Raw genomic sequence first — 15,968 nt, 5'->3', positions numbered from 1 at the left:
GGGTCCGGGCGCCGGGGTCGGGCGCCCTGGGTCGGATCCCGGGGCAGCCGCCCTCCGGTCAGCAGGTGCCGGCCGCGCGCTCGCGCACGACCAGATCGGTGCGGCCGGCCGTGGCGTCCAGCCAGAGCACCCGGGTGCCCCGGTCCGCCACCGGCGCGTACTGGCCGCCGCGGTTGCAGGAGACCCGCTCGGGGGTGCCACCGGCGAGCGGCAGCTGCCAGAGCTTCGGCAGCTCGGCGTTCTTGACGGCGCCGCCCGGCCAGCGGAACGCATGGCCGAAGGTCACCGCCCGGTCGGAGACGGTCAGGCCGGTGATGTCGCGCCGGTCGGCGGCGGTGCCGGTCAGCAGGTCGGTCACACCGGACCCGTCCACGGCGCCGGAGCGGATCGAGCCGCCCTTGCTGCGGTCCTCGGGCGTCTCCACCCAGAGCAGCCGGTCGCCGGCCAGCCGGGTCTGGTCGGCCCTGGTGGCGGTGGCGCCGTCCAGCACGTACTGGGCGACCACCTTGCCCGTGGCGATCGAGTAGACGGTCGGCGCGTACACGGTCCGCTCACCGGCGCTCCAGGTCTCGGTCCAGCCGAGCAGGCCGCCGCGGAGGGTGAGGTCCGTCGCGTCGTGGCCGTCGGGCAGCGGGATCTCCACCGCCGGAGCACCGTTCAGCGACAGCGCGGGCAAGGTGCGGTGGGTGGTGAAGTCGTTCACCCGGAAGGCGACGGTGCCGCCGGAGACCCGGACGTCGAAGACCATCTGGTTCGAGCCGCGGCGCAGGCTCCGGACCGGGCCGCCGTCGATCGGGCGGGCCAGCACCTCCGAGCCCCAGGCGCCTCCGGCGATCGCCCCCTGGGCCACCCATGCGGCGGTCGTGCCGTCGGTGGCGGGCCAGCCGTGCGAGCGGCCGTCCACCGGGCTGAGCGCGACGGGTCCGGCGGAGCCGGCGACGGTGCCGGCCAGCACACCGAGGTTGCCCCCGAAGCCGTGTTCGCTGGTGGCCGCCACCCAGCGGCCGTTGGCGACGTCCGGGGCGATGAGGCCGCTGGGGATGTCGCCCAGCAGGACGCGGCTGTCCACACCGATCCGCCGCTGCCAGCCCTCCTTGATCCCGTGGGCGTCGAACGCACCGGCGACGGTGCGCAGCTGAGCGCGGCCGAGGCCCATCGAGCGGCCGGCGGCGAGCACCGCGTTGCGGGCGTCGACGAAGCCGTCGAGCGGGGTGAGGTACTCGGTGAGGGCGCGGTAGACCAGGCGGTCGGCGGTCAGCGGGTCGAGGGCGCGCCGGATGTCCCACAGCGCCCCGCCGACGATGGTGGAGTTGAGGTGCACGCCGCTGCTGTCGATGTCCGCCGCGACGCCGATGTAGTCGTCGACAGTGCTGCGGCGGTCGTCCAGCCGGCGGTCGGCGCAGGACTCCGGGGTGCCGGTGCGGCAGAGGCTCTCGCCGAGCAGGGCGGCGCGCGGGTCGTCCATCGACAGGCCGCCGGCGGTCACCTCGATCGCGTTGCCGAAGTAGTCGGCGATCGCCTCGTCGAGGGCGCCGGACTGGCCCCGGAGCACGAGTCCGGCCGTGTTCTCGACGACGCCGTGGGTCATCTCGTGGCCGGCCACGTCGAGCGCCACGGCGAACGGGTACTCCTTGGCGCTCCCGCCGCCGTAGACCATCTTCCGGCCGTCCCAGGCGGCGTTGCGGTACGGCTCGCCGAAGCTGGTGACGTTGACCACCGCGGTGATCGGGCCGTTCCTGCCGTCGATGCCCTGGCGCCCGAGCCGGTCGCGGTAGAAGTCGTCGACGGCGGCGGCGTTGAGCTGGGCGTTGGCGGCGCCGGTGGCCGCGGCGGAGGCCGGGAAGTCGGGCGTCGGCGAGGCCGCGGGCCGGGCGTCGGCGGGCATCTTCCCCCGGAAGTCCAGCTCCTCCCGGCCCTGCGCGTCGTAGACGGTGATGGTGGCGGGGCGGGTGAGGTCGGTGAGCTGGTACGTGCCGTCCGGGAGGCGGCCGAGGTTGACCCGCACGGGGTTGCCGTGGACGTCGGGTGCGGTACCGGTGGCGGGTTCCAGGCCGGCGGCGGCACCGGTGGCGGCAGCGGCCGGCCCCTCGGCCCGGTAGGGAGCGCGCACGTCGTGGGCGAGGGCGACCTGACCGGTGGTGGCGTCCACGAACACCTCGCGGGCCTTCGCGCCCCAGGCCGCCGCGTCGGTGCCGCGCACGGTGAAGTGGCGGGCGAGCCGGCCGGTGCCGCCGGGCAGCACCACGAGGCCGTGGTCCTCGGCCGTGGCCCCCTCCCGGGCGGCCGGGTCCTCGACGCTGCCGAGCGCGAGCCGGCGCAGCGCCTCGTCCGGGACGCTCTGGGCGGTCGGCGCGGTGAGGCCGGTGAAGTACTTGCCGCCCACCGACTCGACCCGCTGGGCGTCGCCCTCACCGGTCAGGTGGACGAGGTAGGCGGCCCCGAAGACCGGGATGCCACCGTGCCGCTGGGCGAACCTGACGGTGCGACGGCCGTCCGCGGCGCGCTCGGTGCCGGTCTCCACGAGCTGCGCGGGGTCGACCCGGTAGCGGTCCCGGTGGGCGGCCAGGTGGGCCCGCGCGGCGTCGGCCGGGGTGGCGCCGGCGGCCCGCTCGGCCAGACCGGTGACCAGCTGCGGGGCGTCGGTGTCCGATCCGGCGACCAGCCCGGGGACGGGATCGGTGTCGGCGGCCGGAGCCGCGGTGCCGGACGGGACGCCCAGGCCGAGGCCCAGGACGGCCGCGATCGCGACGCCGAGCAGCCTGGGCGAACGGGAACGGTGGTGCACTGCGGTCCTCCTGTGGAAGCGGAGGGTCCGGCCGGGTGCCGGACCACGCGTGTGCGGCGGGGCAGGCCCACCCCCCACGGCTCGTCCGTTCTCCGGAGCCGGCCGCCCGCCTGGCGAACACCATAGGACAACTCTCGGCATATGTCGATGACCTGCATATGCAGACCGCCTGGCGCCATGCGCCTCCACCGCCCGGGCCGTCGCCGGGGAATGCACTTCGGGTGCGCATAGGCGACAAAACCGGTGAATCAGTGAATCGATGACGTTCCCTCAGAGAAACTGCACACCATTCAAATCGGGCGAATCCCGCCGGGCCATTGCCTCGCAGCGCCAAAAGGACACCTGATTGTTACTATTGCTCAACATAAAATTCTGTTGGTCGCATACGATCTCGTGCGAGCCGGAAGCCCGCCCGACCTGTGCCCGAACCGGGTGCCATGAGCCAGCTGTGAGGAAGAACCGGAGAAGCAGAGTTGAGCCCGACGGCCGGCCTTCTGAACTGCTCCGGAAACACGAGGGAGAACCGATCCGGGCCGTTCGGGCCGAAGGCCCCGCTGTGCGGGGCACGTGAAACGCCCGACACCTGAACCATGAGCCCCTGGAGTTCCCTTTGCCCATCCGCCCGGCCGATCTCGCGGCCAAGATGCGCCCGCTGACCGCTCTGGCCCGCCGCAACCGGTCGGCCGCCGGCACGCCCGCCGGCCCCGGCGCCGAAGCGCCCGCCGGTGCGTCCGCCGAGCCGGCCGGCGCACCGGAGCAGGCCGCGCCCGAGGCCGGTCACGAGGTCGTCCCGGAGGCCGGGCGGGCGGAGCAGAGCGGGCAGACCGAGCAGACGGAGCAGAGCGGGCAGGCAGGGCAGGAGCAGGCCGGGCACGAGGAGCGCCGCTCGCCGTACGAGCGGCTCGGCGAGGAGCGGTCCGCGCGCGAGGAGGAGCTGCTCGGCGCGCTCCCGGGCGTCGTGCGCCACCGCGAGCACCTCGCCGAGACCCGCCACACGCTGCTGCCCGCCGACCGCCGGGACGGAAACCTGGCCGAGGTGAGCGGGGCGCTGCGGGCGGCCGGCCTCGCGCACGGCATCGTGCCCGACCGGCACCCGCGGCACCGGCTGGCGATCCGGCCCGGCGACCGCGCGGCGGTGCTGGAGGCGCTGGCCGCCGCGTTCGCCGGCCAGGCCGTCTACGCCGACCTCCTGGAGCACGGGCGGACCCTGACCACCGTGCTGGCGGAGCAGCTGCCCGGCGCGGTCGGCCTGCTGGAGCCGGCGCCGGACGCCCCGGTGGGCGAGACCGCCGAGGAGCGGGGCGGGGACGCGGACCAGGACGGCGGGCAGGCGGGCCCGATCTGGCCGGCGGACCGGGTCAAGGGCGTGCGGATCTACCGCCCCGCCGTGATCGACACCCTTCTCTACGGCCCCGAGACCGGCTGCGACATCGAGTTCTGGGACTCCGCCGCGCCGTCCCAGGGCGCCATCGCCTCGATCGACGAGACGCCGTTCGGCTGGTGGGTGCCCTCCCTGGAGGCCAACGCCACCACGACCGTCGGCGGCCGGCCCTACCCGCTGCTGGACGTCTTCGCGGCCTCGCTCCCCGAGCAGGTCGACTTCCCGATCGACGCCGTGATCACCTGGGTCGACGACGCCGACCCCGCCTGGCAGGAGCGCCGGGCCGCCGCCCGCGCCCGGCTCGCGCACACCGCCGCCCCGATCGCGGAGGAGGACGGGGTCGCCGAGAGCGGCATCGCGGGCGACGCCGACCAGCGCTTCCGCAACCGCGACGAGCTGCGCTACTGCCTGCGCGCCCTGGCCGCGCACGCGCCGTGGATCCGCCGGATCCACCTGGTCACCGACGACCAGACGCCGCACTGGCTGGACACCGCCCACCCGGGCCTGACCGTCGTCCCGCACCGCACCCTGTTCGCCGGAACGGACGCCGGCCCGGTGTTCAACTCGCACGCCATCGAGACCCGGCTGCACCTCGTCCCGGACCTCGCCGAGCACTTCCTCTACCTCAACGACGACATCTTCCTCGGCCGTCCGCTCGTCCCCGAGGACTTCTTCCTCGGCAACGGCATGCCCCGGTACTTCCCCGACAACCGGATCGTGCCGCCCGGCGAGGCCGAGCCCGGCGACTCGGTGTACGTCGCCGCGCAGAAGAACACCCGCGGCGCGCTGGCCGCCGCCGTCGGCAAGACCTACCCGCGCACCCTCAAGCACTCGCCGCACCCGCTGCGCCGCAGCGTGCTGGCGGAGAGCGCGGAGCGGTTCGCGGCCGAGCTGCACGACACCGTCCGCTCGCCCTTCCGCTCGGCCGGCGACCTCGCGCCGGTCACCCTGGCCATCCACTACGGCCACGCCACCGCCCGCACCGTCGAGGGCCACCTCTACGACGGCTACTTCGTCACCGACAGCACCGAGGACCTCGGCCGGCTCGCGCAGCTGCACGAGGAGCGCTGGGCGGACTACTTCTGCCTCGCGGACGGCACCCGCGACCTGCTGTCGCCCGAGGAGCAGGAGCGGGCCGTCACCGGCTTCCTGCGGACCTACTTCCCGGTGCCCTCGCCCTTCGAGCTCCGCGAGACGGCGCCGGAGCGGCCCGAGGAAGCCGAGGAGCCCGCCGAGCAGGGCTGACGACCGCCCCGGGCACGTGTCGTGCGTCTCATCGGCGGCCCGATCCCGTTCGTCCGCGTCGCACTGTGATGGGATGACCCGGCACAGTGACGACCGCTGACCGGGGGGCACGCCCATGAGGGCCAAACTGATCGGACTGGGACCGGACGCGGGCGCGCCGGACCTCATCGGCGTGGGGCTGATCCGCCTCGCCGTGGAGGAGCGGCTGGCGCCCGCGGCCGCGTCCGCGCCCTGGCTGGGGCAGCTGCGGGCGGCCTCGTTCGCCGACGCCTGGCTGGCCTTCACCGACCCGGCCGCGCCCGGGCTGCGGGTGCCGGCCGAGGCCGTCCTGCACGCCGTGGTGCGGCGGGCGGCCGAGCTGGTGCTGCGGCGCCACCACGGGGACGGCCCGGCCGCCCTGGAACGGCTGGGCCGGGAGTCGGCGGAGGCCCGGGAGTGCGCGCGGCTCACCGAGGCGTCCCACCCCGCCGAGCCGGACGCGCTCGTCCTGCTCTGGCACGGCGTGCGCCGGGCCACCGCCGGGACCGGCCCCGACGGCGCGGCCGAGCGCGCCGCCCACGCCGCGTACGTCACCGACCGGTGCGCGGCCTACGTCCGGGAGCACTGCCGCCGCCAGGACCTGCTGGCCCTCGTGCTGGCCTGCGCCCGGGCCGCCGCAGCCGTGCTGGCGGAGCTCACCGGCGGCGACCGGGACCGGGCCCTGGCCGTCCTCGACGAGGACGCGGCCCGCCACATGGCGCCGACCTCCCCGGTGCCGCTCTGGGTCCCGGGCCGGCCCGCGGCCTGAACGCGGTCGGGCGCCCGCCGGGAGGGGGCCGGGCGCTACGACGCCGCGCCGCCGCTGCCGATGGACAGGACGAGTGCGGTCGTCCGGCCGCCGGGCGCCTCGTACTCGACGGTCTCGCCCTCCCGGCAGCCGAGCAGCACCCGGCCGAGCGGACTGTCGGCGGTGACCAGGTCCGGGTCCACCCCCTCGGCGAGTTCGCCGATCCGCACGGTCATCTCGTCGGCGTCCCCGAAGCGCAGCCTCACGGTGCTGCCGACGCCGACGCTCTCGGTGCTCGGCGCCCCGGCGGTGGCCGCCCCGCGCAGCCGCCCCTCGATGCGGGCGATCCGGCCGTCCAGCGCGTCCAGCCGGTCGGCCCGCTGCAACTCGTCGGCCTGGTCGGCCGGATCACCGACCTCCTCGCCGCCCCGCAGGGTGGCGGCGACGGATTCGCGCTCCGCGCGCAGGTCGGCGAGCTCCCGCTCCAGCGCGCTGCGGCCGACCTCGCTGATGGGTTCGGGTGCACCGGTCATGGCCGTCTCCCTCATCGGGCCGCCGCGGCGGGCGGCGCGGGCTGATTCCGGTATTTCCGAACATAACGGACTCGCCGCCGCCCGGCTCGGCGACAAGGGTGTGCCCGATCGGTAACGACTTGCCGCTCCGCCTTCACGGGGCGGACGCGGGGTCGATAGAACAGCTGTACACCATCGCCGAAGGCAGGGAACCAGCCACGATGAGCACCAACGGTCCCACGGGGCACGGCCAGAACCCGTACGACGGGTCCAACCCCTACGGTCAGCAGAACCAGAACCCCTATGGCGGGGACCAGCAGCCGTACAAGCAGGAGGCGCCGTACGGCCAGCCCTACGGCCAGCAGCCGCCGCCCTACGCGGAGCCGCCGTACGGAGAGCAGCAGCCGTACGGGCAGCCCGGCTACGGCACTCCCCCGCAGCAGCCGTACGGGCAGCCGGAGGGCTCCTGGCCGCACGGTCACCCGCGGCCCGGGCCCTACGGCTCCCCGGTGCCCAGTGGCCCACCGCTCGCCCCGATCGGCGAGCGCCTGGTCGCCCGGCTGATCGACGTCTGCGTGCTGCTCGTCCCGACCCTGCTGCTCTTCACGATCTTCGGTGCCTCGATCCTGTACTACGTCGTGGCGGCCCTGCTCTCCTTCGGCTACGAGGCCGCGATGCTGCTCACCCAGGGCGGCCAGACGGTCGGCAAGAAGGTCATGAAGCTGCGGGTGGTCGACCTCGCGAGCGGCGGCAAGCCCGCCGAGAACTCCCTGCTGATCCGCGCGGCGCTGTACACCCTGCCGAACGCGGTCTACTGCGTCGGCTCGCTGTTCGCGCTGCTGAACGTCCTGTGGCCGCTGTGGGACAAGCCGTACCAGCAGGCCCTGCACGACAAGCCCGCCAAGACCGTGGTGATCAAGGAGTCCTGACCGCGGGGCTCCCCCGCACGCCCGCCGGCCGGGCACCGGGCCGCCGCCGCGCGGCCCGGTGCCCGGCCGGCCGCGTTCCGGGGCGGGCGGTCCTGCGCGGCGGACCAGGAGGCAACGGCGGATCAGGACACACCTCGGGGCCGGAGGTCAACGTTTACTTTCCCCGCCCGACCTCGCATAGTGGCAGGCCGAAACCGAGAGGGGAGCACTTCCTGTGCCGCAGGCCGAGGAGAACGTGGTACGCCAGGTCGAACTGGAGCGGGCGGAGGTGGCCGCCGTCGTCGCCCTGTTCGACGACCGGCTCGCCGACACCCGGGCGCAGCTCGCCGTGACGCTCGCGACGCGGGCGGAGGGCGCCACCGAGGCGTACGAGCGGCAGTCGGCGGCCGAACGGCTCGCCCGGGAGGTGCGGCGTCTCGAAGGCGCCGAGGGCGGCCTGGTGTTCGGGCGGATCGACCTGGCGGACGGGACGGCGCTGCGGATCGGCCGCCTGGGCCTGCAGCGCGCGGAGGAGGAGCTGCCGGCCCTGGTCGACTGGCGGGCGGACGCGGCGCGCGCGTTCTACGAGGCGACGCCGGTGCACTCGATGGGCCTGCGCCGCCGCCGCCACCTGCGGCTGACCGGGCGCACGGTCACCGGGATCAGCGACGAGCTGCTCGACGGCTCCGAGCCCACCGCCGAGGACGTGGTCGGCGACGGTCCGCTGGCTGCGGCGCTCCAGGAGCGGCGCACCGGGCGGATGGGCAGCGCGGTGGCCACGCTGCAGACGGAGCAGGACGCGATCGTCCGCTCGCCGCACCGCGGGGTCACCGTCGTCCAGGGCGGTCCCGGCACCGGCAAGACGGTGGTCGCGCTGCACCGCGCCGCCTACGTGCTCTACGCCTTCCCGAAGGCCGCCGAGCAGGGCGTCCTGGTGCTGGGGCCGAACGCCCGGTTCCTGGACTACATCGCGCAGGTGCTGCCCTCGCTCGGCGAGAACGACGTCGTGCTGGCGACCTGCGCCGAACTGGCCGTCGGCGCCGAGGCGTCCGGCGCCGCGGAGGCGGTCGCCGAACGGCCCCGGGTGGCCCGGCTCAAGGGCGACGCCGCGTTCGCCGACGCGCTGGCCGCGGTGGTGCGCGGGCGTCAGGCGCCGGACGGGGAGCTGGCGGTGCGCGTCGGGCAGGAGGACGTCCGGCTCGGCACGGCGGAGGTCGCCCGGGTCCGGGAGGCCGCCCGTGCCGGGGGCCTCGCCCACCACCGGGCCCGCCGGCTGTTCAAGGAGCTGCTGGTGGACGCCGTGACCGCCGAGCTGGCCCGGGGCGCCGCCGAGACGCTGGCGCGGATCGACGCCGAGGTCGCCGAGCTGACCGGCGTCGACCTCGACCGGGTCGCGGCGAGGGACCTGCGCAACCTGGGTCTGGAGCCCGGACCGGCCGACGAGGGCCCCGGGTTCGACGTGGACGCGATGCGGGCCGAGCTGCTCGACGACGCCCACATCGAGCGCGCCGTCGAGGAGCTGTGGCCGCGGCTGACGCCCGGTGCGGTGGTGGAGGCCCTGCTGGGCGATCGCGCGGCGCTGGCCGCTCACCTGCCGGCGTTCACGGCCGAGGAGCGCGCGCTGCTGCTGCGCGCCCTGGGCGCGCCGTGGACCGACGCCGACCTGCCGCTGCTCGACGAGGCGGCGAGCCTGCTCGACGGCCCGCCGAAGCGGTCCTTCGGCCACGTCGTGGTGGACGAGGCGCAGGAGTTCACCGCGCTCCAGTGGCGGATGGTGCTGCGGCGCTGCCCCGGCCGGTCGATGACGCTGGTCGGCGACTTCGCCCAGGCCGGTCCGGCGACCACCGCGCGCGGCTGGCACGAGGCGCTGGCCCCGCACCTCGGCGGCCGCTTCGACCTGCGCACGCTGACCGTCAGCTACCGCACCACCGAGGAGATCCTGGCCACCACCCGCGAACTGCTGGCCAGGATCGACCCGGACCAGCCGCCGGTGAGCTCGATCCGGCACGGCGAGCCGCCGCGCACCCTGGAGGCGACGCCCGCCGCGCTCGCCGGTGTCCTGGGCGCGGAGCTGCGCGCGCAGGCGGCCGCGCACCCGGGCGAGCTGATCGGTGTGGTCGGCCCGGACGCCTCGGTCGGCGCGCTGACGGAGGCGCTGGCGACGGTGGCGTCGGAGGCCGGAGCGGCGGAGCTCGTCCGGGTGGTGCCGGCCTCCGAGGCCCGGGGCCTGGAGTTCGACGCCGCCCTCGTCGTCGACCCCGGCGGGATCGCCGGCGCCCGCCCCGGCGGTGAGCGCGACCTGTACGTCGCGCTCACCCGGGCCACCAAGCGGCTGTGCACGATCGCCGTGCGGGAGGACGTCGCGCGGGAGGCCTGAGGCCCCTCCCCGGGGCGGGGGCCGCTCGCCCTCCGCCCCGGGGCCGGCTTCAGGCCCGGTAGGCGAGCAGGCCCATCATCCCGGCCTCGCCGTGGTAGGCGTTGTGGCAGTGCGCCATCCACCGCCCGGGGTTGTCGGCGTCGAAGTCGCAGGTCACCGTGCGGCCGGGCAGCACGATCACGGTGTCCTTGCGCGGCCCCTGCTCGCCGACCTGGAAGGTGTGGCCGTGCAGGTGCATCGGGTGCCACATCTCCGTGCGGTTGACGAACTCCAGGCGCACCCTTTCGCCGCCGCCGACCAGGAACGCGCGGGCGGCCGGGTCGGCCATGTCGAAGGGGCGGCCGTCGAGCGCCCAGTCGTAGCGGGCCATGCCGCCGGTCAGCTCGATCCGGTGGGTGCGGTCGGGCCTGCGGGACGGCAGCCGGACCTCGTCGGCGGCGCGCAGGGCGTCGGCGGCGAGGATCCGGCCGTTCAGCTCGGCGGGGCGGACGCTCTCGGCGGGCGCCTCGCCCGCGCCGGTGCGGACCAGGGCGCGGCCGGCGGCGTTCTTGCCCTCGGCGAGCGCGGTCAGCGGGAAGACGCCGTCCTGGAGGGTGACCAGGGCGTCGTAGCGCTCGCCCATGCCGACGAGCAGGGCGTCCACCTCCTCGTGCCGCACCGGGTAGCCGTCGGTGTGGGTGACGGTCAGCCGGTGCCCGCCCAGGGCGAGGCGGTAGGCGGTGTCGCCGCCCGCGTTGACGATCCGCAGCCGCACGCGCCGGCCCGGGCCGGAGCGGTACACCTCGGGGTCGGCGGCGATCCGGCCGTTCACCAGGTGGTGCGGGTAGCGGACGTCGCCGGCGTCGCCGCCCAGCAGCTCGCTGGTGGCGCCCATGAGCATGAACGACGGGCCCGGGCCGGAGGCGCCGTTCGTCCCGCCCGTGCCGCCCGTGCCGCTCATGTCGTGGCCGCTCATCCCGCTCATGTCATGGCCGCCGCCGCTGTCGCCGCCCATGCCCTTGCGGAGTTCGGCGAACGCCTGGTCGGGGGTGCCGGTGACGCCGTCCAGCCAGTCGTCCAGGACGACCACCCACTCCTCGTCGTACCCCAGGGGCTCCTGCGGGTCCTCGACGATCAGCGGTGCGTACAGGCCCCGGTCGAGCTGGACGCCGACGTGCGGGTGGAACCAGTAGGTGCCCGGCCGGTCGGTGACGAAGCGGTAGGTGAAGCTCGCGCCGGCCGCGACCGGCCGCATGGTGACCGGCGGGACCCCGTCCATGTCGTTGCGCAGCGCCAGGCCGTGCCAGTGCAGGGAGGTCGGGACGGGCAGGTGGTTGTTCAGCGTGGCGACCAGGGTGTCGCCGGCCGCGGTGCGGACGGCGGTGCCGGGCAGGGCTCCGAAGGTCCAGGTCGGGGCGGTGGTGCCGCCGCCCAGGTCGACGGTGTCGGCCGTCGCGGTGACGGTCACCGGGCGCTCCCGGCCGGTGCCGCGCCGCTTGGCCTCCGCCTCGGCGACGGGGCTGCCGGAGGGGTCGACGAGCGGCGGTGCGCCGGCCGCGTCCGAGCAGGCGGCGAGCAGGCCGGCGCCGGCGGCGCCCAGGCCCGCGAGCAGCAGGGAACGGCGGTTGACGGTGAATTCGGGCATCGAGGTCTCTCGGATGAGTGCGCGTCGGCACCGGCCTGGTCGGCCGTGCCGGTGGACAGGGCTGTCCGGCGGCGGGGGGCGGGAGGTGCCGCTCCCGGCCGCCGTGGGGCGCCTATCTGCGCGAGACCGAGAGGAGGTCGAGGTCGGGCGGCGGTGCGCCCGGCCAGGGGATGCCGCGCGCCGTCACCGGGCGGTGCGGCGCGGGGCCGGCCGGGGCCTCGGTGGCGAGGCGGGCCTGCGGCGGGGCGTCGAGCAGGACGCCGCGCGCGGGCGCCGTCGAGGAGCAGACCCGGTGTTCGGCGCAGGCCTGGGCCGGACGCTCGGCGACGGTCGCCGCCCGGTGGCCGGCCGCGCCGGGGTGGTGGGCGGTGGCCGCCGTGGCCATGGCGGCGTGCGGGGCCGGGTCGAGGCCGGCCGGCAGGCTGTGGTGGCCGACCAGCCCGAGGGCGGTCAGCAGGAGGAGGACGAGCGCCGCTCCCGCCGCACGGCGACGCGGGTCGCGCGAGGCAGGGGCGGCGGCCGGACACATGGCGGCCACTATACCGGGGGGCGGTATGTGGTCCGGGTAAGCCCGGACCTCAGCTCCCCGACGCGGCGGGGCCGTTGGCGTCCTCGGCCGACCAGACCACCTGCGGCGGCCGGACGGCCGCGCAGAGCGGGTGCCCCCTGGCGTCGGTGAGCCCGAGCCGGCTCTCCGTCGCGGCCGGGCGCGGCGCCGGCACCCCGCTCGCCCGCGCGACACCGGACCGTACACCTCCGGCACCCGCCCGATCGACCGAATTTCCGCCGAAGGACCCCCACGAACTACTACACGCCTGTAGAGTCGGCTCCGACGGCCCGCACAGGAGGAGGAGCGATGACGGACCAGCCCCGGCAGCACACCGCGGTGGCCCGCCCGACCGCCGCGTCCGGATGGCAGCCGCCGGCGCACGAGGTGGAGCCGGCCTACCAGCCGGTCCAGATCAACCGGCCGGACGGCAGCTGGTCGGTCGGCCGGATCAACGCCTGGTGGCGCCCGGCCGGCGCCGAGGCGTGGTGCCGCGTCCGGGCGATGGGGCGCGGCGAGGCCCCGGCCTGGATGCCGTTCGACCCCGAGCGCCTGCTGCTGCTCCCGGCCGGCGGTATCTGACCGGACCTCGGGCTCAAGGGCCCGGGCGGCACGCCGGCTGCCGGCGCAGCAGGACGGCCACCTCGCGGTCGGTGACGTCCCGGAAGTCGTCGTACCAGGGGCCCGCCGCGTGCAGGTAGGTGGCCTCGCGCAGACAGAGCAGGACGTCGACGATCCGGCGCAGTGCCGCCGCCGAGCGCGCGTCGCACACCGGTGTGGCCAGCACCAGCCGCCGCGGCCCCCGGTCGCGCAGTGCGTGCACGGCGGCCGGGGTGACCGGCCCGAACACCACGCCGTCGGTGACCAGCAGCACCGTCCGGCCGTCCACCGGCAGGGGTGGCCTGCGGTCCCGGTACAGCTTCTCCAGCCGGTGCAGCTCCACCCGCTGGTGGGTGACCTCGGCCGCGAGGTCCTCCTCCGCGAGCCCGAGTCCGCGCATCGCCCGCCGGTTCAGCACCGGCGGGCTCTCGTCGGCGAGCGCGCCGAGCGGGGTGCCGTTGCCGGGCGCGTTGAGCGGGCGGGCCACCACGACGTCCAGCGGGGCCGCCAGCTCGCGCGCCACCTCGGCCGCGACCGCGACGCCGCCCGGGGCCAGTCCGACGACCACCGGTTCCTCCCCCGTGCGGGCGCGCAGGTAGTCGCGAGCCCGCCGGGCCAGCCTGTGCCCGGCGTCGCGGCGGTTGGTGAACAGCGCGGTCACGTGCTCCTCCTCGTCCGCGGGCAGCGGCCGGCCCCGGTCGCCGCCTTTGCCGTTGCCGTTGCCGTTGCGCGCCTACCCCGGGGCGCCGTCGGCACACACCGTGGTCGCGGCCGGTGCGACCGATTCCACGGATCGGGAGAAGCGCCTGGTCGGCGGGCGGTTTCGGGCGACGGACGGCGGTGATCGTCGGTGACCACTGCGGGGGTCCGCCGGTCCGCTCCCGCCGGACGGCGAGCGCGACGGCGGCGGCCGCGGCCAGGAGGGACCGGCGGTCGGGGCCCGCCCGGCGTCCGGCCACGGCCGCCGTCACAGCTCGCGGAGGGCCGGGAGCAGCGCGGTTTCGGCCCAGTCCAGGAACGGCCGCTGCGACTGTCCGCCGACCTGCACCAGGGCGACCTCGGTGAACCCCGCCTCCACGTAGGGGCGCACGGCGTCCACGAAGGTCTCGACGTCGTCGCCGCACGGGATCGCGGCGGCCACGTCCTCGGGCCGCACGAACCGGCTCGCGGCCGCGAAGGAGGCCGGTCCGGGGAGTTCGGAGTTGACCTTCCAGCCGCCGCCGAACCAGCGGAACTCGGCGTGCGCGCGGGCCACCGCGGCGTCGCGGTCCCGGTCGTGGCAGACCGGCAACTGGCCCACCCGCGGTTTGCCCGCGCCGCCGTGCCGGTCGAAGGCCTCGACCAGCTCGCGCTCGGGCTCGACGGCGATCACCAGGTCGGCCAGCTCGCCCGCGATCCGGCAGGACGGCGGCCCGGACACCGCGATGCCGATGGGCGGCGACCGGTCGGGCACGTCCCACAGCCGGGCGGACTCCACCTGGAAGTGCCGGCCGCGGTGGTTGACGTAGCCGCCCGCGAACAGCTCGCGGATGATCTCCACCGCCTCCACCAGCATCGCCTGGCGGACGTCGGCGGGCGGCCAGGCCGCGGTGGCGATGTGCTCGTTGAGGTTCTCCCCGGAGCCGAGGCCCAGCCGGAACCTGCCCTGCGAGAGCAGCTGGACCGTCGCCGCCTTCTGCGCCACCACCGCCGGGTGGTAACGCATCGTCGGGCAGGTGACGTAGGTCATCAGCGGGATCCGGTCGGTCGCCTGCGCGGCGGCGCCGAGGACGCTCCAGACGTACGGCGAGTGGCCCTGCTCGTCGAGCCAGGGGAAGGAGTGGTCGGAGGCGACCGAGAAGTCGAAGCCGGCCTCCTCCGCCCGCACCAGGTCCGTCACCAGCTCGCGCGGTCCGCGCTGCTCGCCCATCATCGTGTAGCCGATCTGCACCATGCTGCGGCGCGTGCCCCGGTCCGGCGCAGCGAAACGCCGCGCCGCGAGGGCTTCACACACTGGTGAGCAGGTGCGGCGACAGCGTCTTGATCACGGTGTTGGTCCAGCGCGGCGGCCGCTGACCCACACCGCGGGCCGGGTCCCTCGACGGGCGCGCTCGCGTCCACCCCGGCCGGGGGCGGCCCGGCGGATCGGCGGGGCGCGGTGTCACAGATCGCGGGCGGCATCCGTCTTCCGCACGGAGGTCCGAACCGAGGAGGAACCCGTGTCCACGTCCCCTTCCCTGGCCAACGTCGCCACGCTGCGCAGGCTGCACGACGCCGTCAACTCCGGCGATCCGGAGCTGATCGCGGCGACGATCGACGAGGTCGCCGCCCCCGGCCTGGAGATCCGCACGCCGCTGCCGCTCGACAGCACGGGAGCGCAGGCGCTGAAGCAGGTCTTCACCACGCTGCTGCGGGCCTTCCCCGACCTGCGCGTCACCGTCGAGGACGTGATCGCGGAGGAGGACAAGGTGGTCAGCCGCAACACCGTCACCGGGACCCACCTCGGCGACTACCTGGGCCGCCCGGCGACGGGCCGTGCGGTGAGGTACGACGAGATCTTCGTCTTCCGCTTCACCGCCGACGGCCGCATCGCCGAGACCTGGGGCGTCGTCGACCTGCTCAGCCAGCTGCGGCAGCTCGGTTTCGCCCCGGCCTGACGGGCGCCGGGAAGCCGCACCGGGGGCGCGTGGACCTCCGGCGCGGCTCCCGTTCAGCGGACGGCGGTCACCGCCAGCCGGTGCAGCCGCTCTCGGTACAGGCACGCGCCGCCACCGTGCCGTCCACCATGGTGGTGTAAGCGGAGGAGTCCGGCCAGCCCACCCGCTCGTCCTGGCGCTCGCCCTTCGCGTTCTCCACCCAGAAGTGCCACCCCAGCGGCGCGGGCTCGATCTTCGCCCAGTTGGCCGCGCAGGCCGGGCTGTAGCGAAGCTGCAGGTACACGGTGCCGATCCAGGCGTCGGCGACCGTCCGCGCGTCCGCGTCGCAGCCCATCGCCTTCGGGTCCTTGCCGGTGCAGCTCGCGCCGTAGCAGCCCGCCTGCACGGCTGCCGGGGCCGCCGCGGCGACGCCGGTTCCCGTGACGCCGGTCAGCGCGCCGGCGAGCAGCAGGCCGGCCGCCGCGAGTGTCTTCCTGCGGTGCCTCATCACTCCACCCTTCGTCGGGTCCTGGTGGGGCGGTGCTCGCCCCGGCACCTGTTGTAGGGCGGCGGATTGTTGACCGCGCGGTCGGCGGGCGGGCCCGCAC

Annotated in this window: 14 protein-coding genes; 6 read left to right on the top strand and 8 right to left on the bottom strand. The window is 75.8% G+C overall.

Translation table 11 applies throughout. From position 1 onward, the window contains the following. Window positions 1–58: 58 nt before the first annotated feature. A complete protein-coding gene (locus tag ABT093_RS18950; RefSeq protein ID WP_350565625.1) occupies window positions 59–2,785 on the bottom strand; it encodes a M4 family metallopeptidase in 2,727 nt (908 codons plus the stop codon). Between the two features lie 610 nt (window positions 2,786–3,395). On the opposite strand from ABT093_RS18950, the gene ABT093_RS18945 reads away from it, so the two are divergent. Next, complete coding sequence (locus tag ABT093_RS18945) at window positions 3,396–5,411, top strand: stealth family protein (RefSeq protein ID WP_350565623.1); 2,016 nt, start codon at window positions 3,396–3,398, stop codon at window positions 5,409–5,411. Window positions 5,412–5,526: 115 nt separating this feature from the next. Further along, window positions 5,527–6,198 carry a hypothetical protein gene (locus ABT093_RS18940; protein ID WP_350565621.1) on the top strand — a complete coding sequence of 224 codons (672 nt, stop codon included), beginning with the start codon at window positions 5,527–5,529 and terminating at the stop codon, window positions 6,196–6,198. Between the two features lie 35 nt (window positions 6,199–6,233). Here ABT093_RS18940 and ABT093_RS18935 read toward each other — a convergent pair whose 3' ends face one another. Beyond that, entirely contained in the window at window positions 6,234–6,710 is a 477-nt protein-coding gene (locus ABT093_RS18935; protein WP_350565619.1) for a GreA/GreB family elongation factor, read from the bottom strand. Between the two features lie 200 nt (window positions 6,711–6,910). Here ABT093_RS18935 and ABT093_RS18930 point away from each other — a divergent pair, with 200 nt between their 5' ends. After that, complete coding sequence (locus ABT093_RS18930) at window positions 6,911–7,618, top strand: RDD family protein (RefSeq protein WP_350565617.1); 708 nt, start codon at window positions 6,911–6,913, stop codon at window positions 7,616–7,618. Window positions 7,619–7,832: 214 nt separating this feature from the next. Beyond that, entirely contained in the window at window positions 7,833–9,974 is a 2,142-nt protein-coding gene (locus tag ABT093_RS18925) for a HelD family protein (RefSeq protein ID WP_350565615.1), read from the top strand. A gap of 49 nt (window positions 9,975–10,023) precedes the next feature. Here the strand turns inward: ABT093_RS18925 and ABT093_RS18920 are convergent, their stop codons facing one another. The 3 genes from ABT093_RS18920 to ABT093_RS18910 form a co-directional block, all read right to left on the bottom strand. Continuing rightward, window positions 10,024–11,598: a multicopper oxidase family protein gene (locus tag ABT093_RS18920; RefSeq protein ID WP_350565613.1), complete on the bottom strand. Its 1,575-nt coding sequence runs from the start codon at window positions 11,596–11,598 to the stop codon at window positions 10,024–10,026. A gap of 112 nt (window positions 11,599–11,710) precedes the next feature. After that, the gene (locus ABT093_RS18915; protein WP_350565611.1) at window positions 11,711–12,127 is read right to left on the bottom strand and encodes a hypothetical protein; all 417 of its coding nucleotides are present in this window, start codon (window positions 12,125–12,127) and stop codon (window positions 11,711–11,713) included. A 49-nt stretch (window positions 12,128–12,176) separates the two neighbouring features. Further along, window positions 12,177–12,320, bottom strand: a complete 144-nt coding sequence (locus ABT093_RS18910; protein WP_350565609.1) for a DUF5990 family protein — start codon at window positions 12,318–12,320, stop codon at window positions 12,177–12,179. A 134-nt stretch (window positions 12,321–12,454) separates the two neighbouring features. Between ABT093_RS18910 and ABT093_RS18905 the strand changes: the two genes are divergently transcribed. After that, entirely contained in the window at window positions 12,455–12,727 is a 273-nt protein-coding gene (locus ABT093_RS18905; protein WP_350565607.1) for a hypothetical protein, read from the top strand. A gap of 13 nt (window positions 12,728–12,740) precedes the next feature. Here ABT093_RS18905 and ABT093_RS18900 read toward each other — a convergent pair whose 3' ends face one another. Beyond that, on the bottom strand, window positions 12,741–13,406 hold the full coding sequence (locus tag ABT093_RS18900) for a phosphoribosyltransferase (protein ID WP_350565605.1): 666 nt from the start codon (window positions 13,404–13,406) through the stop codon (window positions 12,741–12,743). Between the two features lie 306 nt (window positions 13,407–13,712). Next, window positions 13,713–14,678 carry an LLM class F420-dependent oxidoreductase gene (locus ABT093_RS18895; protein WP_350565604.1) on the bottom strand — a complete coding sequence of 322 codons (966 nt, stop codon included), beginning with the start codon at window positions 14,676–14,678 and terminating at the stop codon, window positions 13,713–13,715. A 265-nt stretch (window positions 14,679–14,943) separates the two neighbouring features. Between ABT093_RS18895 and ABT093_RS18890 the strand changes: the two genes are divergently transcribed. Further along, complete coding sequence (locus ABT093_RS18890) at window positions 14,944–15,381, top strand: ester cyclase (RefSeq protein WP_350565602.1); 438 nt, start codon at window positions 14,944–14,946, stop codon at window positions 15,379–15,381. A gap of 67 nt (window positions 15,382–15,448) precedes the next feature. Here ABT093_RS18890 and ABT093_RS18885 read toward each other — a convergent pair whose 3' ends face one another. Next, complete coding sequence (locus tag ABT093_RS18885) at window positions 15,449–15,868, bottom strand: DUF2690 domain-containing protein (protein ID WP_350565600.1); 420 nt, start codon at window positions 15,866–15,868, stop codon at window positions 15,449–15,451. Window positions 15,869–15,968: the final 100 nt, after the last annotated feature.

It is taken from the genome of Kitasatospora sp. NPDC002551, assembly GCF_040296005.1.
Lineage (GTDB): Bacteria > Actinomycetota > Actinomycetes > Streptomycetales > Streptomycetaceae > Kitasatospora.
Note: the sequence above shows the minus strand (reverse complement) of the source record. Positions and strands in the feature narration are given on the sequence as shown.